The organism is Croceitalea dokdonensis DOKDO 023, assembly GCF_001306415.1.
Lineage (GTDB): Bacteria > Bacteroidota > Bacteroidia > Flavobacteriales > Flavobacteriaceae > Croceitalea > Croceitalea dokdonensis.
This window is the reverse complement of record NZ_LDJX01000007.1, coordinates 114,145-135,201: the sequence shown is the minus strand read 5'-3', so window position 1 is coordinate 135,201 and position 21,057 is coordinate 114,145. Positions and strand designations below refer to the sequence as shown.

Genomic DNA, 21,057 nt, shown 5'->3' with positions numbered 1-21,057 from the left:
AAAATGTAATCAAAATGCAGTTATAATTATAATCACGCAAAAAAGTATGGTTCAATGGAATCCTTTTTTAGAATAGTATAATTTTAGCTCTTAATAATGCCCTATGCACCTCACGTTTTTGATTCATTGTCCAGACCAACCCGGGATTATCCAAGCTGTCACCCGATTTCTATTTTCCAAGGGCGGGAATGTAGTGTATTTGGACCAACATGTGGATAAAGATGCCCGTGTCTTTTTTATGCGTATCGAAAGTGAGTTTAATCATTCAATAAACACCAACGACCTGCGTGCCAGCTTCCAAAAAGAACTAGGAAATCCCTTTGCGATGCAGTGGCAGGCCTACAGTAGGGAGAGCAAACCAAAAATGGCTCTTTTTGTGTCCAAATACGAACATTGCTTGTATGACATTTTAGCCCGATACCACAGTGGTGAACTAGCGGTAGCTATCCCATTTATCATTAGCAACCACAAAGACATGGCCCATATTGCCCAACAATTTAAACTGCCCTATTACCATATCCCCGTCACTAGAGCGACCAAGGCAACCGCCGAAGACCAACAACTACAGCTGCTAAAAAAATATCAGGTAGATTTTATTGTTTTGGCGAGGTACATGCAGATCGTTAGCCCAAAAATCATAAATGAATATCCCAATAAGATCATAAACATCCATCATTCCTTTTTACCCGCCTTTGCTGGGGCAAAACCCTACCATGCCGCCTTTGAGCGAGGGGTTAAGATCATTGGCGCAACGAGCCACTACGTTACAGAAGAGCTGGATGCAGGACCCATTATCGCCCAAGATGTGGCACCGGTGAGCCACTCCCATAGCATTAAAGATTTCATCACCCAAGGAAGGGATTTGGAGAAGATCGTGCTATCAAAGGCAATTAAGCTGCATGTCAATAGAAAAACGATGGTTTACCAAAATAAAACCGTCATATTCACATAAAAGCCAATACTTTTAAAGCCATAATTAGGATAAACCCATAAAAACACCCATAATGAAAAAACACCTATTATGTCTAGCCATTGTTTTTGGCTTTATACGCTGTAATGAGTTACAACAAGTAGTGAATCAGCTACCGCAGGGAGACGCGGGCATCGGAAACGCAGAAATAGCCCAAGGACTGCAACAGGCCTTAAATCAAGGTATTGAAAAACAAGTGAGCAAATTAAGTGCTGAAAGTGGCTTTTTTAAAAACGAGCTGGTGAAAATTATGCTACCGGAGGAACTGCAAAAAGTGGACAAAACTTTAAGGGGCATAGGCCTTGGCAAACTGGCCGATGAAGGACTTAGGGTGCTCAACAGTGCTGCGGAAGATGCCGTGGCCGAAGCTACACCTATTTTTGTGGATGCCGTAAAAAACATGAGTTTCCAAGATGCCAAGAGTATTTTGGTGGGAGCGGACAATAGTGCAACGGAATATTTAAAATCCAACACTTCCAGCGCTCTCTACGATAAATTTAACCCCGTAATTAAAAAATCATTCAAAAAAGTGGGTGCAGACCAGGTTTGGAACAACCTTATCCAAAGATATAACAGCATTCCGTTGACCAATAATGTTAACCCAGACCTAACGGATTATGTCACCCAAGAGGCCTTATCTGGCGTATATACCATGATAGCCATAGAGGAAAAGGAAATACGGAACAAGGTATCCGCTAGGGGAACCGCGCTGCTACAAAAAGTATTTGCCCTACAGGATTAACGAACTTTTAATATTTACCATTTACAATAATGCAGATTTACGGGCGTTATAACTTCAAGAAAATAAAGCAATTATAACATATTGCTAAAATTTAATTAACCTTGGTAACAAGGATTTAATCGAATTTTAACCACGTTATTTGAGTTAGCATTTTTTTGAGTTAGTTAGTTAAAAAAAACCGGTGGGAGCACCGGTTTTTTGTTTTTAAAGCCTTGAGGAATTTTGATCTATTTCTTTAAGGACGATAAATAGCGTATCACGTTTTCATTGAATATCAAAGGCTGCTCCACGTTTACCACATGACCGCAGTTCTCCACGACAAAGAGCGTGGAAACCTCATGCTTTTTAACCACTTTGCGGATGGTGGGCAAAAACAGGTAATCTTCCTGCCCCATCACGTACAAGGTGGGGATTTTAATATCCACAGCCCTAAAAAAGCGTAACAACGGATTAATTTCCGAGGCCAACTTAAACCAGCGGATAAATTCTTTTTGATATAATTTTTTTGCCTCCCTTACAAATAACGAGCGGGATTCTTTATGGTTTTTGTTGGGCATGATGACAAAGGCAAAAAATTTGTACAGCCACAGATAAGGAATCACGGATTTAAACACCACGCCCAGTCTCATTAAAACTTGAGACCGGAAATTAAGTTTCATAATTGCTCCGCCCATTACCATACTCGCTACCCGATGCGGGTATTTTTCCGCTATATTTCTAATGAGGATAGTACCCAAAGAAATACCTACAAAATGGGATTTTTCTATCTGCTCATGATCAATGACCTTGATGATATCTTCCGTAATGCTATCAAAGGTATACTTATCATTAAATGCATCTTTAAGGTTGGGTTTTGAGTTCCCATGTCCCCTTAAATCCAACAATAGGATGTTAAAATGTTTTCTGAAATCCCGCAGTTGTTTAAACCAAATAGAGGAGCTACCGCCCGCGCCATGCACAAAGGTAACCCACTCCTTGGATGTTTTATGATGATATGTATTGTAATGAAGCAAAGAATTCTTTTGATTAAAAGTACGTTAATTTTTTACCAACAAACCTTGTTCTAAGGACAAGAACTGTAAAATTTCAGTTAAAAATAGACAAACTACTTGATTTTTAGATTAATACACCTACTGCCAAACATCTAAAAATTGAATCTCAACGTATCTTTGTTAGAACAAATCTTATTAAAATGGAAAATCAATATTGCAGGGTGGGAGCCACTAAATCCATTACCAGTGGCCAACAGGCCTCACTTATCCTAGAACACCGGTACCAGCTCTTTTTAGAGCGTGCCTCCGGCCTGCATAAAACGAATGCGAAACTGGCAGAATTCTTTGAATCCAAGGCCCTACAGATAAAGACCATACTGGATAACTTGGTGTAATTACACCAAGTTTGCCCGCTTTAGCTCTGCTTTCATCTCAGTCTGCAATGCCTTTGCTTTTGCGGCGGCAGCTTGCGCAAAATCATTCCCATTTTCAGCATAAATAATGCCCCTGCTGGAGTTTACCAAGAGTCCCACATTGTCTGTCATGCCATAGGTACAAACTTCCTTTAAACTTCCCCCTTGGGCACCTACTCCCGGCACCAAGAGAAAGCTGTTGGGAACAATTTTTCGGATATCGGTTAAATAATTGGCCTTTGTTGCCCCTACAACGAACATCAACCTTTCCGCATTTTTATAGGTAGTTGCAGTGGCCAGTACCTCTTTGTACAATTCTTCATTCTTCAACCGTTTGGTTTGAAAATCAAAAGCCCCTTTATTAGACGTCAATGCCAATAAAATGGCGTGCTTATCCTCAAACTCCAAAAAGGGCTCTACGGAATCCTTGCCCATGTATGGGGCTATGGTAATGGAATCAAAATTTAAGGTCTCAAAAAATGCCTTGGCATAGCGGGTTGATGTATTGCCAATATCTCCCCTCTTGGCATCTGCAATGGTGAACTGTTCCGGATACTTTGTATTTAAATAGCCAATGGTTTTTTCCAAGGCTTTCCAACCTTCCAACCCGTAGGCCTCGTAAAAGGCAATGTTAGGTTTGTACGCTACGCAATAGGCCTGCGTGGCATCTATAATAGCCTTGTTAAAAGCAAAAATAGGGTCTTCCTCCCTTAAAAGGTGCTTTGGAATCTTATCCAAATCGGTATCTAGGCCCACACAAAGAAAAGATTGTTTTTTTTTGATCTGGGCAATTAACGCTGCTATGTTCATTCTAAAACGGTCTAATCAATGGTGAAAATATATGACGGGGAACCGGCGTCCCTACCTAAAATATTTCGGAGGCTTCTTTTAATTTCTCGGTGTTTTCAACCAACATTAGCTCATCAATGATTTTTTGAATATCGCCGTTGATAATGTTTTGTAAATCGTACAAGGTGAGCCCTATCCTATGGTCCGTTACCCGGCCTTGCGGATAATTGTAGGTTCTAATTTTGGCAGAACGGTCCCCACTGCTTACCTGTGAATTTCGTTTGGCGGCATCCGCCTCCTGTTTTTTGGCCAGTTCCAAATCATACAACCTGGAACGTAGCACCTTAAAGGCCTTCTCTTTGTTCTTATGTTGTGATTTTTGATCTTGGCACTGAGCTACCAACCCTGTTGGCAAGTGTGTAAGACGTACCGCAGAATAGGTGGTATTTACGGATTGGCCACCTGGTCCGGAAGAACAGAAAAAATCAATACGCACATCTTTAGGGTCTATCTGTACGTCAAACTCCTCCGCCTCAGGAATCACCATCACAGTGGCCGCACTGGTATGCACCCTACCCTGGGTTTCGGTCTGCGGCACCCGTTGCACCCGGTGCACTCCGGCCTCAAACTTTAAGGTTCCATAAACATCCTCCCCAGTTACCTCAAAATGGATTTCCTTGTATCCTCCACTGGTACCCTCGCTAAGGTCAATAATATTGGTTTTCCATCCTTTGGATTCACAGTACTTGGTGTACATCCTAAATAAATCACCCGCAAAAATACTGGCCTCATCCCCTCCGGTGCCAGCACGTACCTCCATGACCACATCTTTGGAATCCTCCGGGTCTTTGGGAATGAGCATCAATTTAATTTCCTCTTCCAAGGGCGGGAGTGCTTCTTTGGCCTCATCATATTGCATTTTGGCCATTTCAACCATTTCTGGATCACTGCCGTCTGCAACAATTTCCTCTGCTTCCTTAAGGTTATTGGTCAAGGTAATATATTGGTCCCTTTTTTCACAAAGGGCCTTGAGCTCCTTGTACTCTTTGTTCAAGGTCACATAGCGTTTTTGGTCCGTGACAATGTCTGGCTGTATAATTAGATCAGCTACCTCATCAAAGCGCTGCTTTACAATATTAAGTTTATCAAGCATAGTTCAATCTCCTAGGATTAGCGAATTTACAATTAATTTGTACATTTAAAATAGCTTCGTTGCGGTAAGCGATTGGATTTCGCAACCAAGATATTTGTGCCTTTGAACCTAAATGGTCTGCGTTACTTTTTCATGGTGAAGTAGACCAATCAGAAAAAACTTTAAGGATGTGGTCCTAGCTTCGCTGTTTTGCGCCACAGAAGTATCAGGGGATAAGCAGTTGGCTTGGGTTTTAAGATGTGTATCTGCTTTTCCATATGGAAGCAACATTCAATCAATAATAAAGGTTGTACCCAAGGTTACAATGGAGGCAGAAAGGCCATCGCTACGATCATAAAAATTATAGCGCAGGTCCACCGTTTTTAATCCCAATAGCAACAGCTTGGCCGTGGTAAAAATATCCTTGTACTGAATACCAAAACCAAATTGATTGGCCGTGTAATTGGAGAGGTCAAAATCCGAAGTGTAAAACTCAAAATCCGATGTTGCCCTTTCCTTTTCAAAAAAGTAGTCCATCCCAGACTGTTGGTAGTAGCGGTATGAGGGGTATAAGGTGAATTTATCGTTGAGTTTAATTGGTGTTTCCAAACTGGCGGTATGTGAACGCAATCCCCAATCGTCTAAATAATAGCGGTAGAAAGACCGGATGATGAGAAAATCATTGAGGTAATAATTTAATCTGCCTCCAATTGGAATTTTAAATCGTGTTGCCGGAAGACGTTCCACGTCATCTGCCAACTGAAAATCCTCCACAAAAAAATCGGCCCTATCCCCAAAATACACCCGTTGAAAAGGGGTACTCAACAAACCCTCTTGTTGCACAATATCTACGGAAAGGGCCCCTTGCAAACGCTTTCCCAGAATTTGGGAAAAGCCTAGGGAAAGACTGAAAGAATTACGGTTTACGTTATCAAACCTTTCAAAATCAGGGTTATATCCGTTAATTTCGGCAGCAAAATCACCACGTAGCTCTACAGGGTACTGCGGGTCCCAACGATCCAAGTACACTTGGGCACCAACATAAACTTCGGTGTTTTTTTCATTGAACAGATAGGCATAAGAACCGCCAAAACCTAAGGACAAATAGTCGTATTCATTAGATACATAAGCGTTGGTGCTCCATACACGGTTTCTGTCGTTGGAACTATGGGCGTATGATGGATTCACGTAGGCCAAAACATCTTGGCGAGATTCCCCGGAAGAAGCATCAAAAGGAGAGGCCACACCAGTTCCATCAAACGGATTGATATTACTGGAAGAAGCGGAGGTGTAGGCAGAAATGCCCGCGTCCACGGTGAGTACATCATCTGAATTTAAGGGCATCCTTAATACAATGGTAGAGGTGGCGTCAATCAATTCTTCCGTACCTTCACCCCCATTGACGGCGGCATTTTGGCCTTCTTGGCTATAGTAACTGAACAACATATCCAACTCACTGGCTTCCAGCACCCTTTTTTTATAGGGCGTATCTGTTTGTTGCCCATAGCCTAAGCTACCCAGCAAAAACCATACAGTCCCACAAATATATCTTTTACGCATGCATTATAAGCTAGTATAAAGGTAGGAATTAGAAATTACAAGCACATAAAAATAAGTTGGGCGTAATTAATGCCGTAGACAACAACATTCTTCATTTCGTTTTTTGATGAAAAGATAATCCCGCATTTTATGAATTACGTTCGGTAAAATCATAGAAATGTACGATAGATTTCGTTTTTAGCGGAATTTATAACGCACAACGGGTTAGTCGCAATTTTAAAAAGTCCCGTTTAAAGGGAGGAAGTCGTTTATAGAAAAGCCTACAAGATAAACGTACTTTTTAAAGATTTTATAATAGAAAATGTTGAATTTAACAAAGAGTAAGGTAACTTTACTTCTATAGAAAAAATTGTAAACCACTAATGGAAAGCGAATTTTAATGTCAATGAAGGATATAATCCGTATCAATTGCATTAAAACAATCCTTTAAAGTTCCTAAAATTGATTGCTATAATTGAAAAAAAATAAGGCTAAAATTCACCTTGACGAAACTAGATTAAAGTTGGACATACAGAGTGAGGCACTTTATCAGTTGGCAGTATCGTTATATCAAGGGAGAACCAGGGGAATAATTCTGCACCCACTCAACTCCATAAAACAGGCGCACAAAATTTTGGTTATTGAAGCTGACGTTAGTGCAAATCAACATATCATGGATATGCTTGTAGCTAAAAAAGGGCGATATGATGATACATTTACCTGTCAGCCAAAAATATACTAATTCTTCATGCAGTGGCTAAATCTACCTTATCCATTATTGCAATCTGCTAAGTACAAGTGGTTATTTGCTTTATTATCAGGTATTTTTGTTTTTGTTTTTTTGATTGTTTTTGAACCTTTTGGCACGGCACGATTAACCACCTACAAATATGCATTCTTAGCAGGTATTGGGTTTTCGGTCTTTCTTGGTGTGACTGCCACCTATTTTTTTCTTCCTCAACTATATGGGCAGTTTTTTCGTCCAGAAAGATGGACTATAGGAAAAGAAATTCTGTTACAATTGTGTTGCATTCTAATGGTAAACGTTTTTATTTGTTTACATAATTATTTCGTAGGGCGTGCAGAATTTTCATTTCAAGCATTTTTTGGTTTTCTTAAAATCACCTTTTCGATAGGGATTTTCCCTATCGTAGGCTTGATTTTTTTTATGGAGCGGACACTTACAAAACGTAATATTAAGAGAGCTCAATTACTTTCCATTAAGTTGCCGCCTGCAGCCGAGGAAAAGACCACTACGGTACAAATACACGAAGAAAGTGTAAAGGCATCTCCTACTGTAATGCAATTATCGGAGTTTGTATATGCACAATCTGAGGGGAATTATGTGACGATTTATTACCTTAAGGAAGGTATCCTTACTGATAAACTCATTAGACTTTCTTTAAAACAGCTTGAAATACAGTTAGAAAATCTTTCTCAAATAAAACGTTGTCATCGTTCTTACCTTATCAATACACAACATATAAAATCCATTGATGGCAATGCCAGAGCACTAACCATACAACTAGATAAGGTAGTTACAAGTATTCCCGTTTCTAGATCCTTTTCCAAAGCTGACTTTTACTAGCGTTCCCATTCATCACAAAAGTGGCACACCCATCCCAATTTTATCCTAGGTACTGATTACAAGCCTATTTTTGAGCCAAACCATTTGAAAATAGACTTATGAAAAATCGTATTTACAACATCTTAATCTTTATGACAGGAATCTTATTATTAAGCAGCGCTACAAGTATAAAACTAGAGCAAAGAAATTCTAAGCTCAATGTAAAACTCAATGAGGTGGCATCCTATATTCCTGTGCGGGATACCATAAACCTTGAAGTGTCAGAAGCTTCTGTTGCTTGGCATATGGATCATATTTATTTAATGGTAAATCAGTTACATAAAGCGCTAAAGTATTCTAATGAAAGTAATTATAAAGCGGAACCCAATCAGACACGAGACTATGTGTTTACTTCTAATACACTGCCTAGAGGAAAAGTTACTGCGCCAGAGTCCGTAAGCCCAAAAGGAAATTTAACAATCAAAACGTTACAAATGCATTATGATGAAGCGCTCGCCACAGCGGAAAAGTTGGCTGCGCTTGCAGAAAAAAAGCATTTTAATCATCCAATGCTTGGGACTATGAATAGAGATGAGACCATTAAGTTTCTTACTATTCATACGGAGCATCACCTCAAGATTATACGTGATATTTTAAAGAAAGAGTAGTTTTTTTAGACAATTACAGTTTAAACCAGTGAATACACCAAAAACAATAAACGATATAAAAATGAAAAAATCAATATTTCTCTTATCTGCACTATTTCTAATAATTGCATGTAAGAATACAAAAAAAACAAACACAACTACAGCTAAATATGAAGTTGTGAAAAATGATAAAACGCAACGATTAGATTCCGTTTATTCTGCGCATTTTGAAAGAAATGAATTTAATGGAAATGTACTTGTGGCAGAAAAAGGTAAAGTTATATTTCAAAAAAGTTATGGAATTGCCAACCAAAAAACGAATGAAAAATTAAACATTGAGACCTCTTTTGAATTAGCATCTGTATCAAAACAATTTACAGCGATGGGAATTGTACAACTTCAAAAAGATGGGAAGCTCTCTTATAATGACCCGATTAGCAAGTACATACCAGAATTAAAGCATTACTCAGGTGTTACTATAAAGAATCTTTTAATACATACCGGTGGTTTACCTGATTATATGAATATTATGGAAGATAATTGGGACAAATCTAAAATAGCAACTAATGAGGATGTGATTAAAATTTTTGCAAAACTAAAGCCTAAAAAGGAATTTGAACCGAATCAAAAATATAGCTACAGCAACACAGGGTATTTAATACTTGGTACCATCATAGAAAGAGTGAGTGGAAAATCATTTGAGGACTATTTGAAAGAAAAGATATTTGAACCGCTTGAAATGGACAATAGCTTTGTTTACCGGAGAAGATATAATCCAAAGAAAATAAATAATTATGCACTAGGCTATATTTATTCAGATAGCTTGAAGCGAAATATAGTACCTGATGAATCCCCTGAAGATAGTAAAGTCATTTATTTAGATGGTATTGTTGGTGATGGAATGGTTAATTCTAATTTGAAAGACCTATATAAGTGGGATAGGGCACTCTACGGTAACGAACTTGTAAATAACGAAAACAAAAAATTAATTTTTTCCTCGTATCCAACAGAAAATAAGGAAGAAACTGGTTATGGATTTGGCTGGTTCGTTAGAAACGATAGTCTATATGGTAAAAGAGTTCTTCATACAGGTCGTTGGGCTGGTTATTTGACGATTATTGAAAGACATTTAGATACTGATAAAACGATTATTCAACTTATAAATATTGAAAATAAAATCACAACTAGTCCTGCTAAATACGCTCGTAAGATTTTGTATGACCAACCGATAGAGAAATCTTTTGAATTGCCCGAAGAAGTACTTAAAAAATATGTGGGAACCTATATTTGGGATGGACGAGAATCGGAGATTACTTTTGAATTTGGGAGACTGTGGGATAGCGGTCAATTTGAATTAAAACCGATTACAGAGACTGAATTTAGTATTATTGGCTTTCGTCCAGAAGTAACATTTAAGTTTAATATTGACAATGAAGATGTTGTTAACGGCTATAGATTACAGCAAAAAGAAACAGGATTAGATAGAACATATGTGCGCAAAAAATGAAAAAAATAACTATCCTGGTCGTTTTAATTCAACTAACCTCCAATGGCTTTGCACATACTTGTGACTGTAAGGCCACACTTGAGTGGGCTAGGAAAGTATTTGAGGAAAATGATGCCGGCTTTTCTACAATCATGAATATGCCAGGCAAACCTCAAGCTTACAAGATACATACTGCTTTATTTGAACAGAAAGTAACATCTATTTCTGACATTACACAGTGTGCCGCAACCATTGATGAATGGATGAAATTTTTTAGATCTGGCCATCTTGGCTTTGCCGTTTTACCTTCCAAAGTAACTGATAGTAAAGCGGATAGTACACCTAAACAAGAGCGTAAAGCAAAAAAAAATGGAAAAAAATTGACTTCAATTTAGAGGAATTCAACTTATATCTTTCAACAAAAAGTAGTGCTGATTTCGAAGGGATATGGGTTAGCGAGCCGTACGAAATTTGGAATTAGGAAAATTGGTGATGAGTATTTCGGCTTTATTATTGATCCAGGTACTAGCAAGTGGCAGAAGGGAGACATAAAACTGAGGATAAAGGAAGATGCATCCGCAGTGTATTACAAGGGCGATTATTCTGAAGAAAGTATCGAAAACGCTCAGCTATGGGAATCTGATTATTTAATCATGGATTTTATCTCCCTTAAACGCAAGTCTTCACCATCATCACCAAACTCTATTGTAGACCGATATTTGGAGGCCATAGAGGCGACAGAACCCTATTTTAGACAACTAGACACTAGTACGGTATACCTTAGAATTCCAAGTTTCAATCCTTCTGAAAAACGGAAAATAGACAGTCTCCTTAAGGCCCATAATTTGGATATTCTAAATGCACCTAATTTTCTAATCGACATAAGAAACAATGGCGGCGGCGGAGATGCAAGCTATGAAGAGCTGGTGCCCTATTTATATACCAATCCAATAAGAAAAATAGGTGTAGAGTACCTAGCAACCGAGGCCAATCTTCAGATGTGGTTGGATTTTGCAAATAATGAAGGTTTTATTAAAGAGCTATATGGAGGAAAAGATTAGCCTATTGAAATGCAAAAAGAGTGTCAAAGTATTTATGAGAAACTTTCCTCCCCTAAAGGGGAATTTGTTTCATTGGATAATTCTCCCATTAAAGAAACTGTAATTGATACCATTTATACCTATCCGAAGCATGTTGGAGTAATTATTAATAATTATGTAGCAAGCACTGCGGAACAATTTGTTCTTGCAGCAAGACGCAGTATAAAAGTTAAATTATTTGGAACAACCACCTACGGGGCACTAGATATGTCAAATTTAAATTATGTTAAATCGCCTTGTGGCCAATACTACATAAAATTTGCTACTTCTAGAAGTAAGCGTTTACCAGACAATGTAATTGATGATATAGGACTACAACCTGATTACTATTTTGATAAGACTATAAAACCGTACAAATGGATTGATAAGACCATAGCGATACTTAAAAACAGATAACAAGTGCCCAAAAATCTGATAATGATTCATTGCTATCAACCACCTAATAACATAAATACACGGGCACTTTTATCCCTTTTTACCAATGTAATTTTAGTGACTTATTTTGACGGATGATTTGGTTTTTCCATGATTTGTAAATAACCATTCACCACCATAAATTTCCTTAAGGATTTTATCCTTAGTAAAATTCTTCATGTCCGCATTTATCAAGACTAAAGTCCAATTAACTATACCAATTTAATAATGGCAAATAGGTTAAATTCAACAAGTATATCAGGGAAAACCCCTAGAATTATTTTCAGGTAATTTCATGTAGAAATTCGTCATCTTTTCATTAGAACTTCGCTATAAGATGAAATAGGATGATTAAGCTTAGTAAATACTTTATCTCACAACTTTTCCCCCTTTTAACGGTGCTGGTTTTAGTAAAAAATGGTCAAGCTCAGCAAGATAATTTGGTGACTTACCCACAATTGGGGCTTTCATTTGAAATACCCGAAGGTTGGTCAGGGCAAGAAATTGATAACGGATATCTTATGGGTAGTGATACCACCCCCGGTTTTATTTTGGTAACGACCCATGATTTAACTACGATATCAGCCATTCAAAAAGAATTGTCACAAAAATTTGAAATTGGGCCAAATAGTAAATTTTTCCCCGTTGGTGCTTTCGAGACCATTGACTCTAAAACAGTTGGAAATACCTTTACTGGAACCATTTCAGGTACTAATGCCAAAGCTTTTATTTGCGGGGTGTTGAATGTTTATGGTCTCGGGCTTACCATAATTAGCGCGGCTTCAGAAGGCTTATTTTCAAATTCCTTGCGTGAGAAAAGTCTAGAAGTTGCTAAATCTGCCTACTTCGAAAACCCTGATCTAGAAACAGAGAATTCGATAAACTATTCTGAAGCAAAAGATTGGGTGAAAAAATTCAGTAATTGTCGCTTGACCTATATGGAATCCCATACTTCGTATGGCACTGGTGGATATGGGAAAAAAGTAAAAATTGACCTATGTGGTCAAGGATATTTTAACCACTCCGCATACAATAGCTTGAGTGTTTCGGGTGGGGGGTACAATGGGGGTTATGGTAGTAATACGAACGGTGCTGGCACATGGACTATGATAGAACAAAACGGTGATGTTATACTGCGATTAACGTTTAATAGCGGCGAGGTTTATGAATACACAGTCACCATTGACCATAATGACAAGACCTTTTTAAACGGAAAACGTTATTTTAGGGTGTACAGTGGAAAATATGGTCCCAATTGTGGGTAACACCTATAAAAGTAACTGTCAAAGAGAAATCCTTAACCAATACATCATAAAATGAAAATCCCCTATTTGTTCTTTTTGTTTTGCTTCGTGTATTGTTCTTTGTGTGGTCAAGACAGTTTGCGTATTCAAGAAATATTGGATGAGGCTTACAGTTTTGAAAACACAGACCCTAAAAGAGCCCTTCAAACGTATAGGCAAGCTTTAGCTTTAAGTCTTGATGAGAACTACGATCTTGGTGCTTTTCGCTCATTGAACTATAGTGGTATAGTACACTCAAACCTTGCAGAATACGACTCTGCCCTATACTATTATAAAGAGTCAATGGGCTATGCCGATTTGGCCAACTATCCCAAGGGTAAAGCTGCAACTTTTATCAATGTCGGTAACATACATCAATATTTGGGAGATTTCGACAAAGCTGTTGATAATTATTTAAAGGGGATAGAAGTATTTGAAATTATTAAAGATAGCTCTAGTGTTGCAGTAACTTCACAAAATCTTGCCGCCCTATTCAGTTCATTAAAAAAGTATGATAAAGAAGCCAATTACTTGAATAAGTCATTACGTTTTTTGCCTAAAAAAGAGACCAAACTTTTGGGTTTTTTATATGGGGATTTAGGTCTTTCAGAAACTAGGGTTGGAAGTCTAAAAGAGGCTTTTGAGTATTTTAAAAATGCTGATAGCCTATCAAAAATGATAGATGACAAACGACTTGATTTTTTTGTACAACGAAATTTCGGTGAATATTATCTTTTGAATAAATCCTTTGACCAAGCCATTGATTTTTTAGAAAATGCACTTTCTATAAATGAGCAACTAAATGACGAATATTTTCGGGTAGAAATTCTGACTAAATTGGGAGAGGGACATGCCGAGTTGCAAGATTATTCAAAATCAATTGATTATTTAAATCGTGCGGTTGAAATGGCGAGGCTGAATGGTCTAAAGGAAATTCAAGAAAAGGCCTATTATACACTTTCAAAAGTTGAAGTGGTGAAGGGAAATTTCAAAAAAGCCCACGATTATTTGAATAAACATTTGATTTTCAGAGATTCCATTTTGAATGAAACCTATTTGAATCAAATCAATTATTACGAGAAATCATTTGAAACCAAGCAAAAAGAGGCAGAAATTAGTGAGCAAAGTTTACAGCTAGAGCAGCAAGAGAATATCATTCTAAAAAAAGAAAATGAAAAGGTGTTGGCCTACGCCTTAGGGGGATTTTTGTTATTGGCCCTCATCTCTTCAGCTTTGTTTTTTAAACAACGGCAAAAATCAAAAGCCAATGAGATTTTAGCATTACGGACAAAACAAGAGCTTGTAAAACTTGAGGCCTTGATAGATGGTGAAGAGAATGAACGCAATCGTCTGGCCCAAGATTTACATGATGGTATCAATGGTGACTTGGCGGTCATCAAATATAAAATCAGTAGCATTGGCCAAAAAGGCTTTTCACCTAAGGAAAAAGAAGATTATGGCGAAGCGTTGAACATGTTGGATAATGCAGTGGAACAGGTGCGAAGGATTTCTCATAATTTGGCACCACCCTCATTGACCCGGTTCGATTTGACCGAAGCCTTAGAACAATTTTGCAATAAGCAGAATACGCTTAAAAAGGTAAATATCAGCTTTCAACATTTTGGGAACAGGGTCAATCTAAAGAAGGAAAACGAAACGGCAATTTACCGTATCGTACAAGAGCTTATCAATAATATCCTAAAACATGCCAAAGCTTCAGAAGCTATGGTGCAAATAAATAACCATGGAGACAAACTGACCATTACTGTTGAAGATAATGGCATGGGTTTTGATCCATCAAATAATTCAACGGGAATAGGCTTGCAAAATATTAAATCAAGGGTTGATTTTTTAAAGGCCGAATTGGATATTGACAGTAGTGAAAATGGTACAACCACACAAATAGCCCTAGACCTGAATAAAATGAATGAAATATGATAAAGGTAGCGGTTCTCGATGATCACAATATGGTATTAAAGGGTATAGAAAGCATGTTGGAAGATGTTGAAAATATTGGTATCACTGCGACCTATAACTTGGGAAAACAACTATTAGGTGAAATCGAAGCTGAAGTGCCTGATGTTTTGTTGCTGGATATTAATCTACCAGATGTCAACGGTATCGATATATGTAAAACCCTAATAAAAAAATATCCTGATCTGGCGATTTTGGCTTTATCCAATTATAGCGAAACCGGTTTCATTAAAAATATGCTCAGAAATGGGGCCAAGGGTTATTTACTCAAAAATACCGGTAAAGCAGAATTGATAAGGGCGATTGAAACGGTTTGCGGCGGAAAACAGTACTTACCTCTAGAAATCAAGGACATTTTATTGAACGACAGCATCGGTAATTCCACTACTTCCTTTATACCTAAATTAACGAGACGAGAAAAAGAAGTCTTGTCACTCATTGTTAAAGAACATACTACACAAGAGATATCTGAGAAGCTCTTTATAAGTCCAAAAACAGTGGAAAGCCACCGCAACAATCTTACGCAGAAACTTGGGGTACGAAATACAGCCGGACTGGTTCGCGTAGCTTTAGAAAAAGGTTTATTGGGTTAAGCTTTTTAAAAGTTTCTTTTCATCTAGTCTTTCAAAAGATTGAGTCAGATAAAACGCTTTTGAAATCGTTAAAATGCAGGCTTTCACTTAATATTAGGGAAAACACCTAGAAAAAAATACGGGGATTTTCACTCATAATTAACCCTTTGGTTCACAATACTTTAGTAGTGTAAAAAAAGTTAAATCACTAAAATTTTGAATCATGAAAACAACACTTTTAAAACTGAAGTATTATTTAATCGGGAGTATTGTAATACTTGCCTTATCCTGTAGTGCAGAAGATGGTATGGACGGCATGGATGGCGCACCAGGACCTCAAGGAGAACAAGGACCTCCTGGCCAGAACGGAGCGGACGGTGAAGATGGACAAGATGGTGCCAATGGTACAGATGGTCAAGACGGAGAAGATGGTCAAGATGGGCAAGATGGAGCTGATGGAAATGCAAATGTAAATTCATATATATTTGATATTTCAAATGTCTCGGGGACACTATATGGGCAAAACATTCCAGAATTAACCCAATCAGTCATTGATAATGACGTGGTTCTTGGTTATGTAAAACGAAATAATAATTGGTACCCGCTACCGGCGATCGGTTTTTTTCTTCCTTTTAGTATAGCTGCCGATATATCTCCAGGTTTTTATATCATGAATTTTGTGGATCCTGCAGACGGTAGTTCTTTTTCTATCCCGGCTGGCGCCCTTGATTTATTAAAGGTGGTTGTCATTGAATCTACTAGCAATACAACGGGTAAAAATAGTTATCCTGACTTTTCAAAAATGACATACTTTGAGGTAATGGATTATTTGGGGCTTGATCATTAAATCAAAAAAACTGTTTTTAAGGAAAACCGAAACAAGTGTTTCGGTTTTTTTATGATATCCCTTCTAAAAAATTCAGTCACAAAAATCTAAGGCAAGAAATATGGCCTACAGAGTCTGGATTGTCTTCCAGAAAAACCCTGTAAAACTAAATTGAAAAGTAGCTAAAACAGTCATTCAAATTTTCCTTAAGGGTCTTATATCAGGGAAAACACCTAGAAAAAAATACAGGGATTTTCATGCACAAACAACCCTTTGGTTCACAATATTTTAGTTGTGATAATTAAAACTAAAGAAAATGGCCAAAATAAAGAATCGCATGAAGAAATACCATTTCAAGTTTACTGTTATACTGCTCTTTCTTGTAGCTATTTCGTGTAGTAAAGATGAGGTAGCGCCAGAGGTGTCACCAGTACCGGAAGAATCAATAGAAACACCACCGGAAAACCCTATACTTACCATTGTTGACCTGACCGCCGACATCGTTGAAAATCCTGAAAACCAGAGCGTCATTGCTCAGTTTGATGTCACTCAAGAAAACTTGACCGACGCACTAGTTTTTGATTTAGTCGAGATTTCCTTTTCGGGCGCCTTGTCTCTTAATCAGCAAGGCGAACTTGTGGTAACAGATGCATCGGTATTTGATTTTGAAAGGCGGGAAACCATTTCAGGTCTGGTTCAGGTAAGCTCTGGTGGACTCGTCCGTACTGCTAGTTTTGTTTTTAATATCATAGATGTAGATGAAGCAGCTATTCCCTTTATTTCGCAATGGCATGTCCAAGACTTTAATGATACCACATTTGACTGGATGACGGTACGTTTGCCCCTCTATGAAAGTACAGCCGAAGATGTTACCGAGTATGATTTTATTGTCGATTGGGGCGATGGTACTCCAATACAAACCGTAACCTCTTTTGATGATTCGCAGGCGCAACATACCTATCAGACAGAAGGGTTCAAAACGGTGACCATTACAGGCACGATTAAAGGATTTAGTTTTGACAAAGTTGAGACCGGTGCTCGGCTCCAGGATATTTTACAGTGGGGAGACCTTAGACTGGGAAATGCCGGAGCTTACTTTAAGAATTCTGGAATAAAAGAGTATTCAGCACCCCACCCGCCCAACATAAAAGATGTTACCAATATGTCCAGCATGTTTGAGGGGGTCATTACAAATATTTTTGAGAAGATGGGTATTTCAAATTGGGATGTCTCGAACGTTACGAATATGTCGAATATGTTTCTTAGTGCAAGAGAATTCAATAGTGATATCTCTAATTGGAACGTTTTCAGTGTTACAGATATGAGCGGTATGTTCAGATTCGCACCACTATTCAATGCTGATATTTCCGGATGGAATGTTGGCAATGTCACGGATATGCACGAAATGTTTTCCGATGCAAAAGCGTTCAATGCCGATATTTCTGGTTGGAATGTTTCGAATGTAACGGACATGCAAAAGATGTTCAAAAGAGCCTCAGTGTTCAATCAAGATTTACCCAACTGGGATGTTTCGAACGTCACCAATATGAATGAAATGTTCTCTGGAGCCGATGCTTTTAATGGCACTATTTCCAATTGGGCGGTCTCCGGTGTATCAGATATGTCAAGTATGTTCTATGCTGCAAGGTCATTTAATCCTGATGTCCTTCTTTGGGATGTTTCTAATGTCATTGATATGGGTGGCATGTTCAGTTCAACATCAATGTTCAATGCCGATATTTCAAGATGGGATGTCCGAAAGGTTACTAACATGTCGGGAATGTTCAGCCGTTCAACTTCATTCAATCAAGACATCTCTGAGTGGGGGGTTTTCAATGTCGTCGATATGAGCGATATGTTCCTTCTCGCAAATTCATTCAATACTGATATTTCAAGATGGAACACGGTTAGTGTAACTTCGATGAGCAATATGTTTTTTGGAGCAAGAGCCTTTAACGGCAATATTGCTCAATGGAATGTTTCAAACGTCACTACAATGCGTGGTATGTTCAGAAACGCAGAGACATTCAACCAAGATATTTCTAATTGGAATGTTGGTAATGTAACCGATGTTGAAAATATGTTTCGTGATGCTACGGCATTCGATCAAGACCTGTCCAATTGGGATCTGGGCAGTGTAACCAATTGTGAAAATTTTGCATCAGGCTCGGCGTTACAATTTTCAAACTTCCCTGATTTTGAAGACTGTGACGATTGATTACAAATCTATCAAGTTGTTTCAACGATTTACCATTTCATTTTCAAATCATTACACTATGTATTCTAAATTCAACAAGTTCAATATTGTTTTTGCACTACTCTTTTTTATTTCCTGTTCCAATGACGATAGTGTAGTACCCGAACCCATGCAAGAAGAACCTGAAACTCCGTTAGACACCACACCTGTGCTTAGTATTGCCAATCTAACGGAGTCGGTCATAGAAAATCCTGAAGATGAAAGTATATTGACTCAATTTGAGGTTACCCAAGAAAATCTTGACCAGCCCTTATCTTTTGAATTGCTTAATGTTTCCCGTGAAGATGCGCTAACCATCAATAACCAAGGTGAGCTAGTGGTTGAAGATGTCTCGGCTTTTGATTTTGAACGCCGTGAAGTCATCACGGGTGAGGTGCGGGTGACCTCGGGCCAACTCTTTCAAAATGCTAGTTTTACCTTGAATATTTTAGATGTACAAGAAGATGCTGTGCCTTTTATCACACGGTGGAATGTTGAAGGTGGTAGTCGTATCATAAGGTTGCCATTATATCAAGGCAGTGAAGAAGACCCTACGGAATACAATTTTATTGTGGAGTGGGGCGATAACACAGAGCCAGCGTTGGTCACCTCATTTGACGACCCAGATGCTGAACATGTTTTTGGTTCTGAAGGTATCAAGACTGTTACCATAACGGGTACTTTAAAAGGTTTCAGCTTTGGAAAAAGAAGTTCGTCAATTAATAAATTCATTGATGTAGTGCAATGGGGTGATGTACAATTGGGTAATGCGGGCGAACACTTTGCTGCCTGCAGAAATCTGGAACGCTTCTCTGCCCAGGACACCCCTATTCTAAAAGAAGTCACTAACATGAAAGAAATGTTTTCTGGTGCAAATTCATTTAACGGAGACCTAGCGGATTGGGATGTTTCCGATGTTACTGATATGGCATATATGTTTGAAGATGCTGATACTTTTAATGGTAATATCTCCGGATGGGATGTTTCTAAGGTTACCAACATGGCGGGTATGTTTTTTGTAGCCCAAGCTTTTAACCAAGACCTTCATGATTGGGACGTTTCTAAGGTTACGACAATGGAGCAGATGTTTGATGGGGCAACCTCTTTTAACGGTGATATTTCTGGTTGGGATGTCTCTCAGGTAACTTCAATGGAAGATATGTTCTTGGAAGCCACTTCTTTTAATGGTGATATTTCTAATTGGAATGTGTTTAGTGTTACGAATATGGTTGGAATGTTCAATGGAGCTACTTCTTTTAATCAGGATTTAAGCAATTGGGATGTCTCCAATACCACTACTATGCAAGGTATGTTTTTCGACGCAACCTCTTTTAATGGTGATATAACAACTTGGGATGTTTCTAAGGTAACTACGATGCTCGGAATGTTTGGCCGTGCAATATCCTTTAATCAAGATCTTTCTAATTGGAACACAACTAGTGTAACCAATATGGGTCGAATGTTTAGAGGTGCTGAATCATTCAATGGTGATATTTCCAATTGGGATGTAAGTAACGTGACCTCAATGGAGGTAATGTTTGAAAATGCCAGAGCATTTAATGCCGACCTTTCCAATTGGGACGTTTCAAGCGTGACCGAGATGAACCAAATGTTTTATCGGGCTGTTGATTTTAACGGTGATATTTCCAACTGGGATGTTTCTTCTGTAACCAATATGAGCGAAATGTTTTTTACGGCCAACTCCTTTAACCAAGATATTTCCAATTGGGACGTTTCCAATGTGAGCAATATGTCGGGCATGTTCAATACGGCTACAAGCTTTAATAGTGATGTCTCAAGATGGAATGTATCGTCAGTAACTGACATGGGTAATATGTTTGCATCTGCAAGTTCTTTTTCTGGCGATCTCTCGCAGTGGAATGTTTCCAACGTGACGAATATGGATTCCATGTTTTCGGGTGCTAGTTCGTTTAGTGGAGACCTCTCCCAATGGAATGTTTCATCGGTCTTCAATATGAACGGTATGTTTGCCCAAGCCCCTTTCTTTAATTCCAGCATTGGCAACTGGGATGTTTCTAGAGTGGTCGATATGCGGGGGATGTTCAACCGGGCTAGTAGGTTTAATCAAGATATTTCCGGTTGGGATGTTTCACGCGTACGCGATATGTTAGGAATGTTTTTTGAAAGTACCCTCTTTGACCAAGACCTTTCCAACTGGAATACGGATAATGTCGTGGAATGCGCCAGTTTTGGTTTACGGTCAGGTCTGCAACCGCAGCATTTCCCCACTCGGGGCAATTGTTTTAATTAATTCTCTAGACTCAAAGCTATTGCTTCTTATTCGTACCAACACTTCAGAGGTTGCGACAGGTATTACTTAATAATGAAACACCAATCTTACTTACGATAGCTAT

At 38.4% G+C, this 21,057-nt stretch carries 20 protein-coding genes; 16 read left to right on the top strand and 4 right to left on the bottom strand.

Going from position 1 to position 21,057, the window contains the following annotated elements; genetic code table 11:
- The first annotated feature begins 103 nt into the window (after positions 1-103).
- Positions 104-952 (top strand): formyltetrahydrofolate deformylase, encoded by an 849-nt coding sequence (purU, locus tag I595_RS14695; protein ID WP_054560200.1) that lies wholly within the window; start codon positions 104-106, stop codon positions 950-952.
- A gap of 52 nt (positions 953-1,004) precedes the next feature.
- Positions 1,005-1,712 carry a DUF4197 domain-containing protein gene (locus I595_RS14690; RefSeq protein ID WP_054560199.1) on the top strand — a complete coding sequence of 236 codons (708 nt, stop codon included), beginning with the start codon at positions 1,005-1,007 and terminating at the stop codon, positions 1,710-1,712.
- Positions 1,713-1,939: 227 nt separating this feature from the next.
- On the opposite strand, the gene I595_RS14685 is transcribed toward I595_RS14690, so the two are convergent.
- Positions 1,940-2,725: an alpha/beta fold hydrolase gene (locus tag I595_RS14685; protein ID WP_054560198.1), complete on the bottom strand. Its 786-nt coding sequence runs from the start codon at positions 2,723-2,725 to the stop codon at positions 1,940-1,942.
- A 179-nt stretch (positions 2,726-2,904) separates the two neighbouring features.
- Here I595_RS14685 and I595_RS14680 point away from each other — a divergent pair, with 179 nt between their 5' ends.
- Positions 2,905-3,099 carry a hypothetical protein gene (locus I595_RS14680; RefSeq protein WP_054560197.1) on the top strand — a complete coding sequence of 65 codons (195 nt, stop codon included), beginning with the start codon at positions 2,905-2,907 and terminating at the stop codon, positions 3,097-3,099.
- Here the strand turns inward: I595_RS14680 and pyrF are convergent, their stop codons facing one another.
- The 3 genes from pyrF to I595_RS14665 all read right to left on the bottom strand — a co-directional run bounded on the left by pyrF (position 3,100) and on the right by I595_RS14665 (position 6,598).
- Positions 3,100-3,927, bottom strand: coding sequence for an orotidine-5'-phosphate decarboxylase (pyrF, locus tag I595_RS14675; RefSeq protein WP_054560196.1), 828 nt, complete (start codon positions 3,925-3,927; stop codon positions 3,100-3,102).
- 55 nt (positions 3,928-3,982) lie between these two features.
- A complete protein-coding gene (prfA, locus tag I595_RS14670; RefSeq protein ID WP_054560195.1) occupies positions 3,983-5,059 on the bottom strand; it encodes a peptide chain release factor 1 in 1,077 nt (358 codons plus the stop codon).
- Between the two features lie 270 nt (positions 5,060-5,329).
- Positions 5,330-6,598 carry a DUF3570 domain-containing protein gene (locus I595_RS14665; RefSeq protein ID WP_054560194.1) on the bottom strand — a complete coding sequence of 423 codons (1,269 nt, stop codon included), beginning with the start codon at positions 6,596-6,598 and terminating at the stop codon, positions 5,330-5,332.
- A 454-nt stretch (positions 6,599-7,052) separates the two neighbouring features.
- Between I595_RS14665 and I595_RS14655 the strand changes: the two genes are divergently transcribed.
- The 13 genes from I595_RS14655 (at position 7,053) to I595_RS14595 (ending at position 20,954) form a co-directional block, all read left to right on the top strand.
- A complete protein-coding gene (locus tag I595_RS14655; RefSeq protein WP_054560192.1) occupies positions 7,053-7,319 on the top strand; it encodes a P-loop NTPase family protein in 267 nt (88 codons plus the stop codon).
- Between the two features lie 6 nt (positions 7,320-7,325).
- Positions 7,326-8,165, top strand: coding sequence for a LytR/AlgR family response regulator transcription factor (locus I595_RS14650; RefSeq protein ID WP_054560191.1), 840 nt, complete (start codon positions 7,326-7,328; stop codon positions 8,163-8,165).
- A gap of 98 nt (positions 8,166-8,263) precedes the next feature.
- Positions 8,264-8,812, top strand: coding sequence for a DinB family protein (locus I595_RS14645; protein WP_054560190.1), 549 nt, complete (start codon positions 8,264-8,266; stop codon positions 8,810-8,812).
- Positions 8,813-8,873: 61 nt separating this feature from the next.
- Positions 8,874-10,298 carry a serine hydrolase domain-containing protein gene (locus I595_RS14640; RefSeq protein WP_083467630.1) on the top strand — a complete coding sequence of 475 codons (1,425 nt, stop codon included), beginning with the start codon at positions 8,874-8,876 and terminating at the stop codon, positions 10,296-10,298.
- On the top strand, positions 10,295-10,672 hold the full coding sequence (locus I595_RS14635; protein WP_054560189.1) for a hypothetical protein: 378 nt from the start codon (positions 10,295-10,297) through the stop codon (positions 10,670-10,672). The genes I595_RS14640 and I595_RS14635 overlap by 4 nt, the downstream gene beginning before the upstream one ends.
- 33 nt (positions 10,673-10,705) lie before the next feature.
- Positions 10,706-11,338 (top strand): S41 family peptidase, encoded by a 633-nt coding sequence (locus I595_RS14630; protein WP_054560188.1) that lies wholly within the window; start codon positions 10,706-10,708, stop codon positions 11,336-11,338.
- 9 nt (positions 11,339-11,347) lie between these two features.
- Positions 11,348-11,773 carry a S41 family peptidase gene (locus tag I595_RS14625; RefSeq protein ID WP_054560187.1) on the top strand — a complete coding sequence of 142 codons (426 nt, stop codon included), beginning with the start codon at positions 11,348-11,350 and terminating at the stop codon, positions 11,771-11,773.
- Positions 11,774-12,138: 365 nt separating this feature from the next.
- The gene (locus tag I595_RS14620) at positions 12,139-13,056 is read left to right on the top strand and encodes a hypothetical protein (RefSeq protein ID WP_054560186.1); all 918 of its coding nucleotides are present in this window, start codon (positions 12,139-12,141) and stop codon (positions 13,054-13,056) included.
- Between the two features lie 51 nt (positions 13,057-13,107).
- Entirely contained in the window at positions 13,108-15,012 is a 1,905-nt protein-coding gene (locus I595_RS14615; RefSeq protein ID WP_083467623.1) for a tetratricopeptide repeat-containing sensor histidine kinase, read from the top strand.
- Entirely contained in the window at positions 15,009-15,641 is a 633-nt protein-coding gene (locus tag I595_RS14610; RefSeq protein WP_054560184.1) for a response regulator, read from the top strand. Before I595_RS14615 ends, I595_RS14610 begins: the two co-directional genes overlap by 4 nt.
- Before the next feature lie 202 nt (positions 15,642-15,843).
- Positions 15,844-16,467 (top strand): collagen-like protein, encoded by a 624-nt coding sequence (locus tag I595_RS14605; RefSeq protein WP_054560183.1) that lies wholly within the window; start codon positions 15,844-15,846, stop codon positions 16,465-16,467.
- 295 nt (positions 16,468-16,762) lie between these two features.
- On the top strand, positions 16,763-18,664 hold the full coding sequence (locus I595_RS14600; protein ID WP_054560182.1) for a BspA family leucine-rich repeat surface protein: 1,902 nt from the start codon (positions 16,763-16,765) through the stop codon (positions 18,662-18,664).
- A 58-nt stretch (positions 18,665-18,722) separates the two neighbouring features.
- Positions 18,723-20,954 (top strand): BspA family leucine-rich repeat surface protein, encoded by a 2,232-nt coding sequence (locus tag I595_RS14595; RefSeq protein WP_054560181.1) that lies wholly within the window; start codon positions 18,723-18,725, stop codon positions 20,952-20,954.
- The last annotated feature ends 103 nt before the right edge of the window (positions 20,955-21,057 follow it).

Bases quoted from the DNA above. Each gene is read 5' to 3' on its own strand.
- prfA (WP_054560195.1), bottom strand. From the start codon at position 5,059: ATGCTTGATAAACTTAATATTGTAAAGCAGCGCTTTGATGAGGTAGCT.
- I595_RS14690 (WP_054560199.1), top strand. From the start codon at position 1,005: ATGAAAAAACACCTATTATGTCTAGCCATTGTTTTTGGCTTTATACGC.
- I595_RS14610 (WP_054560184.1), top strand. From the start codon at position 15,009: ATGATAAAGGTAGCGGTTCTCGATGATCACAATATGGTATTAAAGGGT.
- I595_RS14680 (WP_054560197.1), top strand. From the start codon at position 2,905: ATGGAAAATCAATATTGCAGGGTGGGAGCCACTAAATCCATTACCAGT.
- I595_RS14635 (WP_054560189.1), top strand. From the start codon at position 10,295: ATGAAAAAAATAACTATCCTGGTCGTTTTAATTCAACTAACCTCCAAT.
- I595_RS14620 (WP_054560186.1), top strand. From the start codon at position 12,139: ATGATTAAGCTTAGTAAATACTTTATCTCACAACTTTTCCCCCTTTTA.
- I595_RS14605 (WP_054560183.1), top strand. From the start codon at position 15,844: ATGAAAACAACACTTTTAAAACTGAAGTATTATTTAATCGGGAGTATT.
- I595_RS14600 (WP_054560182.1), top strand. From the start codon at position 16,763: ATGGCCAAAATAAAGAATCGCATGAAGAAATACCATTTCAAGTTTACT.
- I595_RS14645 (WP_054560190.1), top strand. From the start codon at position 8,264: ATGAAAAATCGTATTTACAACATCTTAATCTTTATGACAGGAATCTTA.
- I595_RS14640 (WP_083467630.1), top strand. From the start codon at position 8,874: ATGAAAAAATCAATATTTCTCTTATCTGCACTATTTCTAATAATTGCA.
- I595_RS14595 (WP_054560181.1), top strand. From the start codon at position 18,723: ATGTATTCTAAATTCAACAAGTTCAATATTGTTTTTGCACTACTCTTT.
- pyrF (WP_054560196.1), bottom strand. From the start codon at position 3,927: ATGAACATAGCAGCGTTAATTGCCCAGATCAAAAAAAAACAATCTTTT.
- I595_RS14665 (WP_054560194.1), bottom strand. From the start codon at position 6,598: ATGCGTAAAAGATATATTTGTGGGACTGTATGGTTTTTGCTGGGTAGC.
- purU (WP_054560200.1), top strand. From the start codon at position 104: ATGCACCTCACGTTTTTGATTCATTGTCCAGACCAACCCGGGATTATC.
- I595_RS14615 (WP_083467623.1), top strand. From the start codon at position 13,108: ATGAAAATCCCCTATTTGTTCTTTTTGTTTTGCTTCGTGTATTGTTCT.
- I595_RS14625 (WP_054560187.1), top strand. From the start codon at position 11,348: ATGCAAAAAGAGTGTCAAAGTATTTATGAGAAACTTTCCTCCCCTAAA.
- I595_RS14650 (WP_054560191.1), top strand. From the start codon at position 7,326: ATGCAGTGGCTAAATCTACCTTATCCATTATTGCAATCTGCTAAGTAC.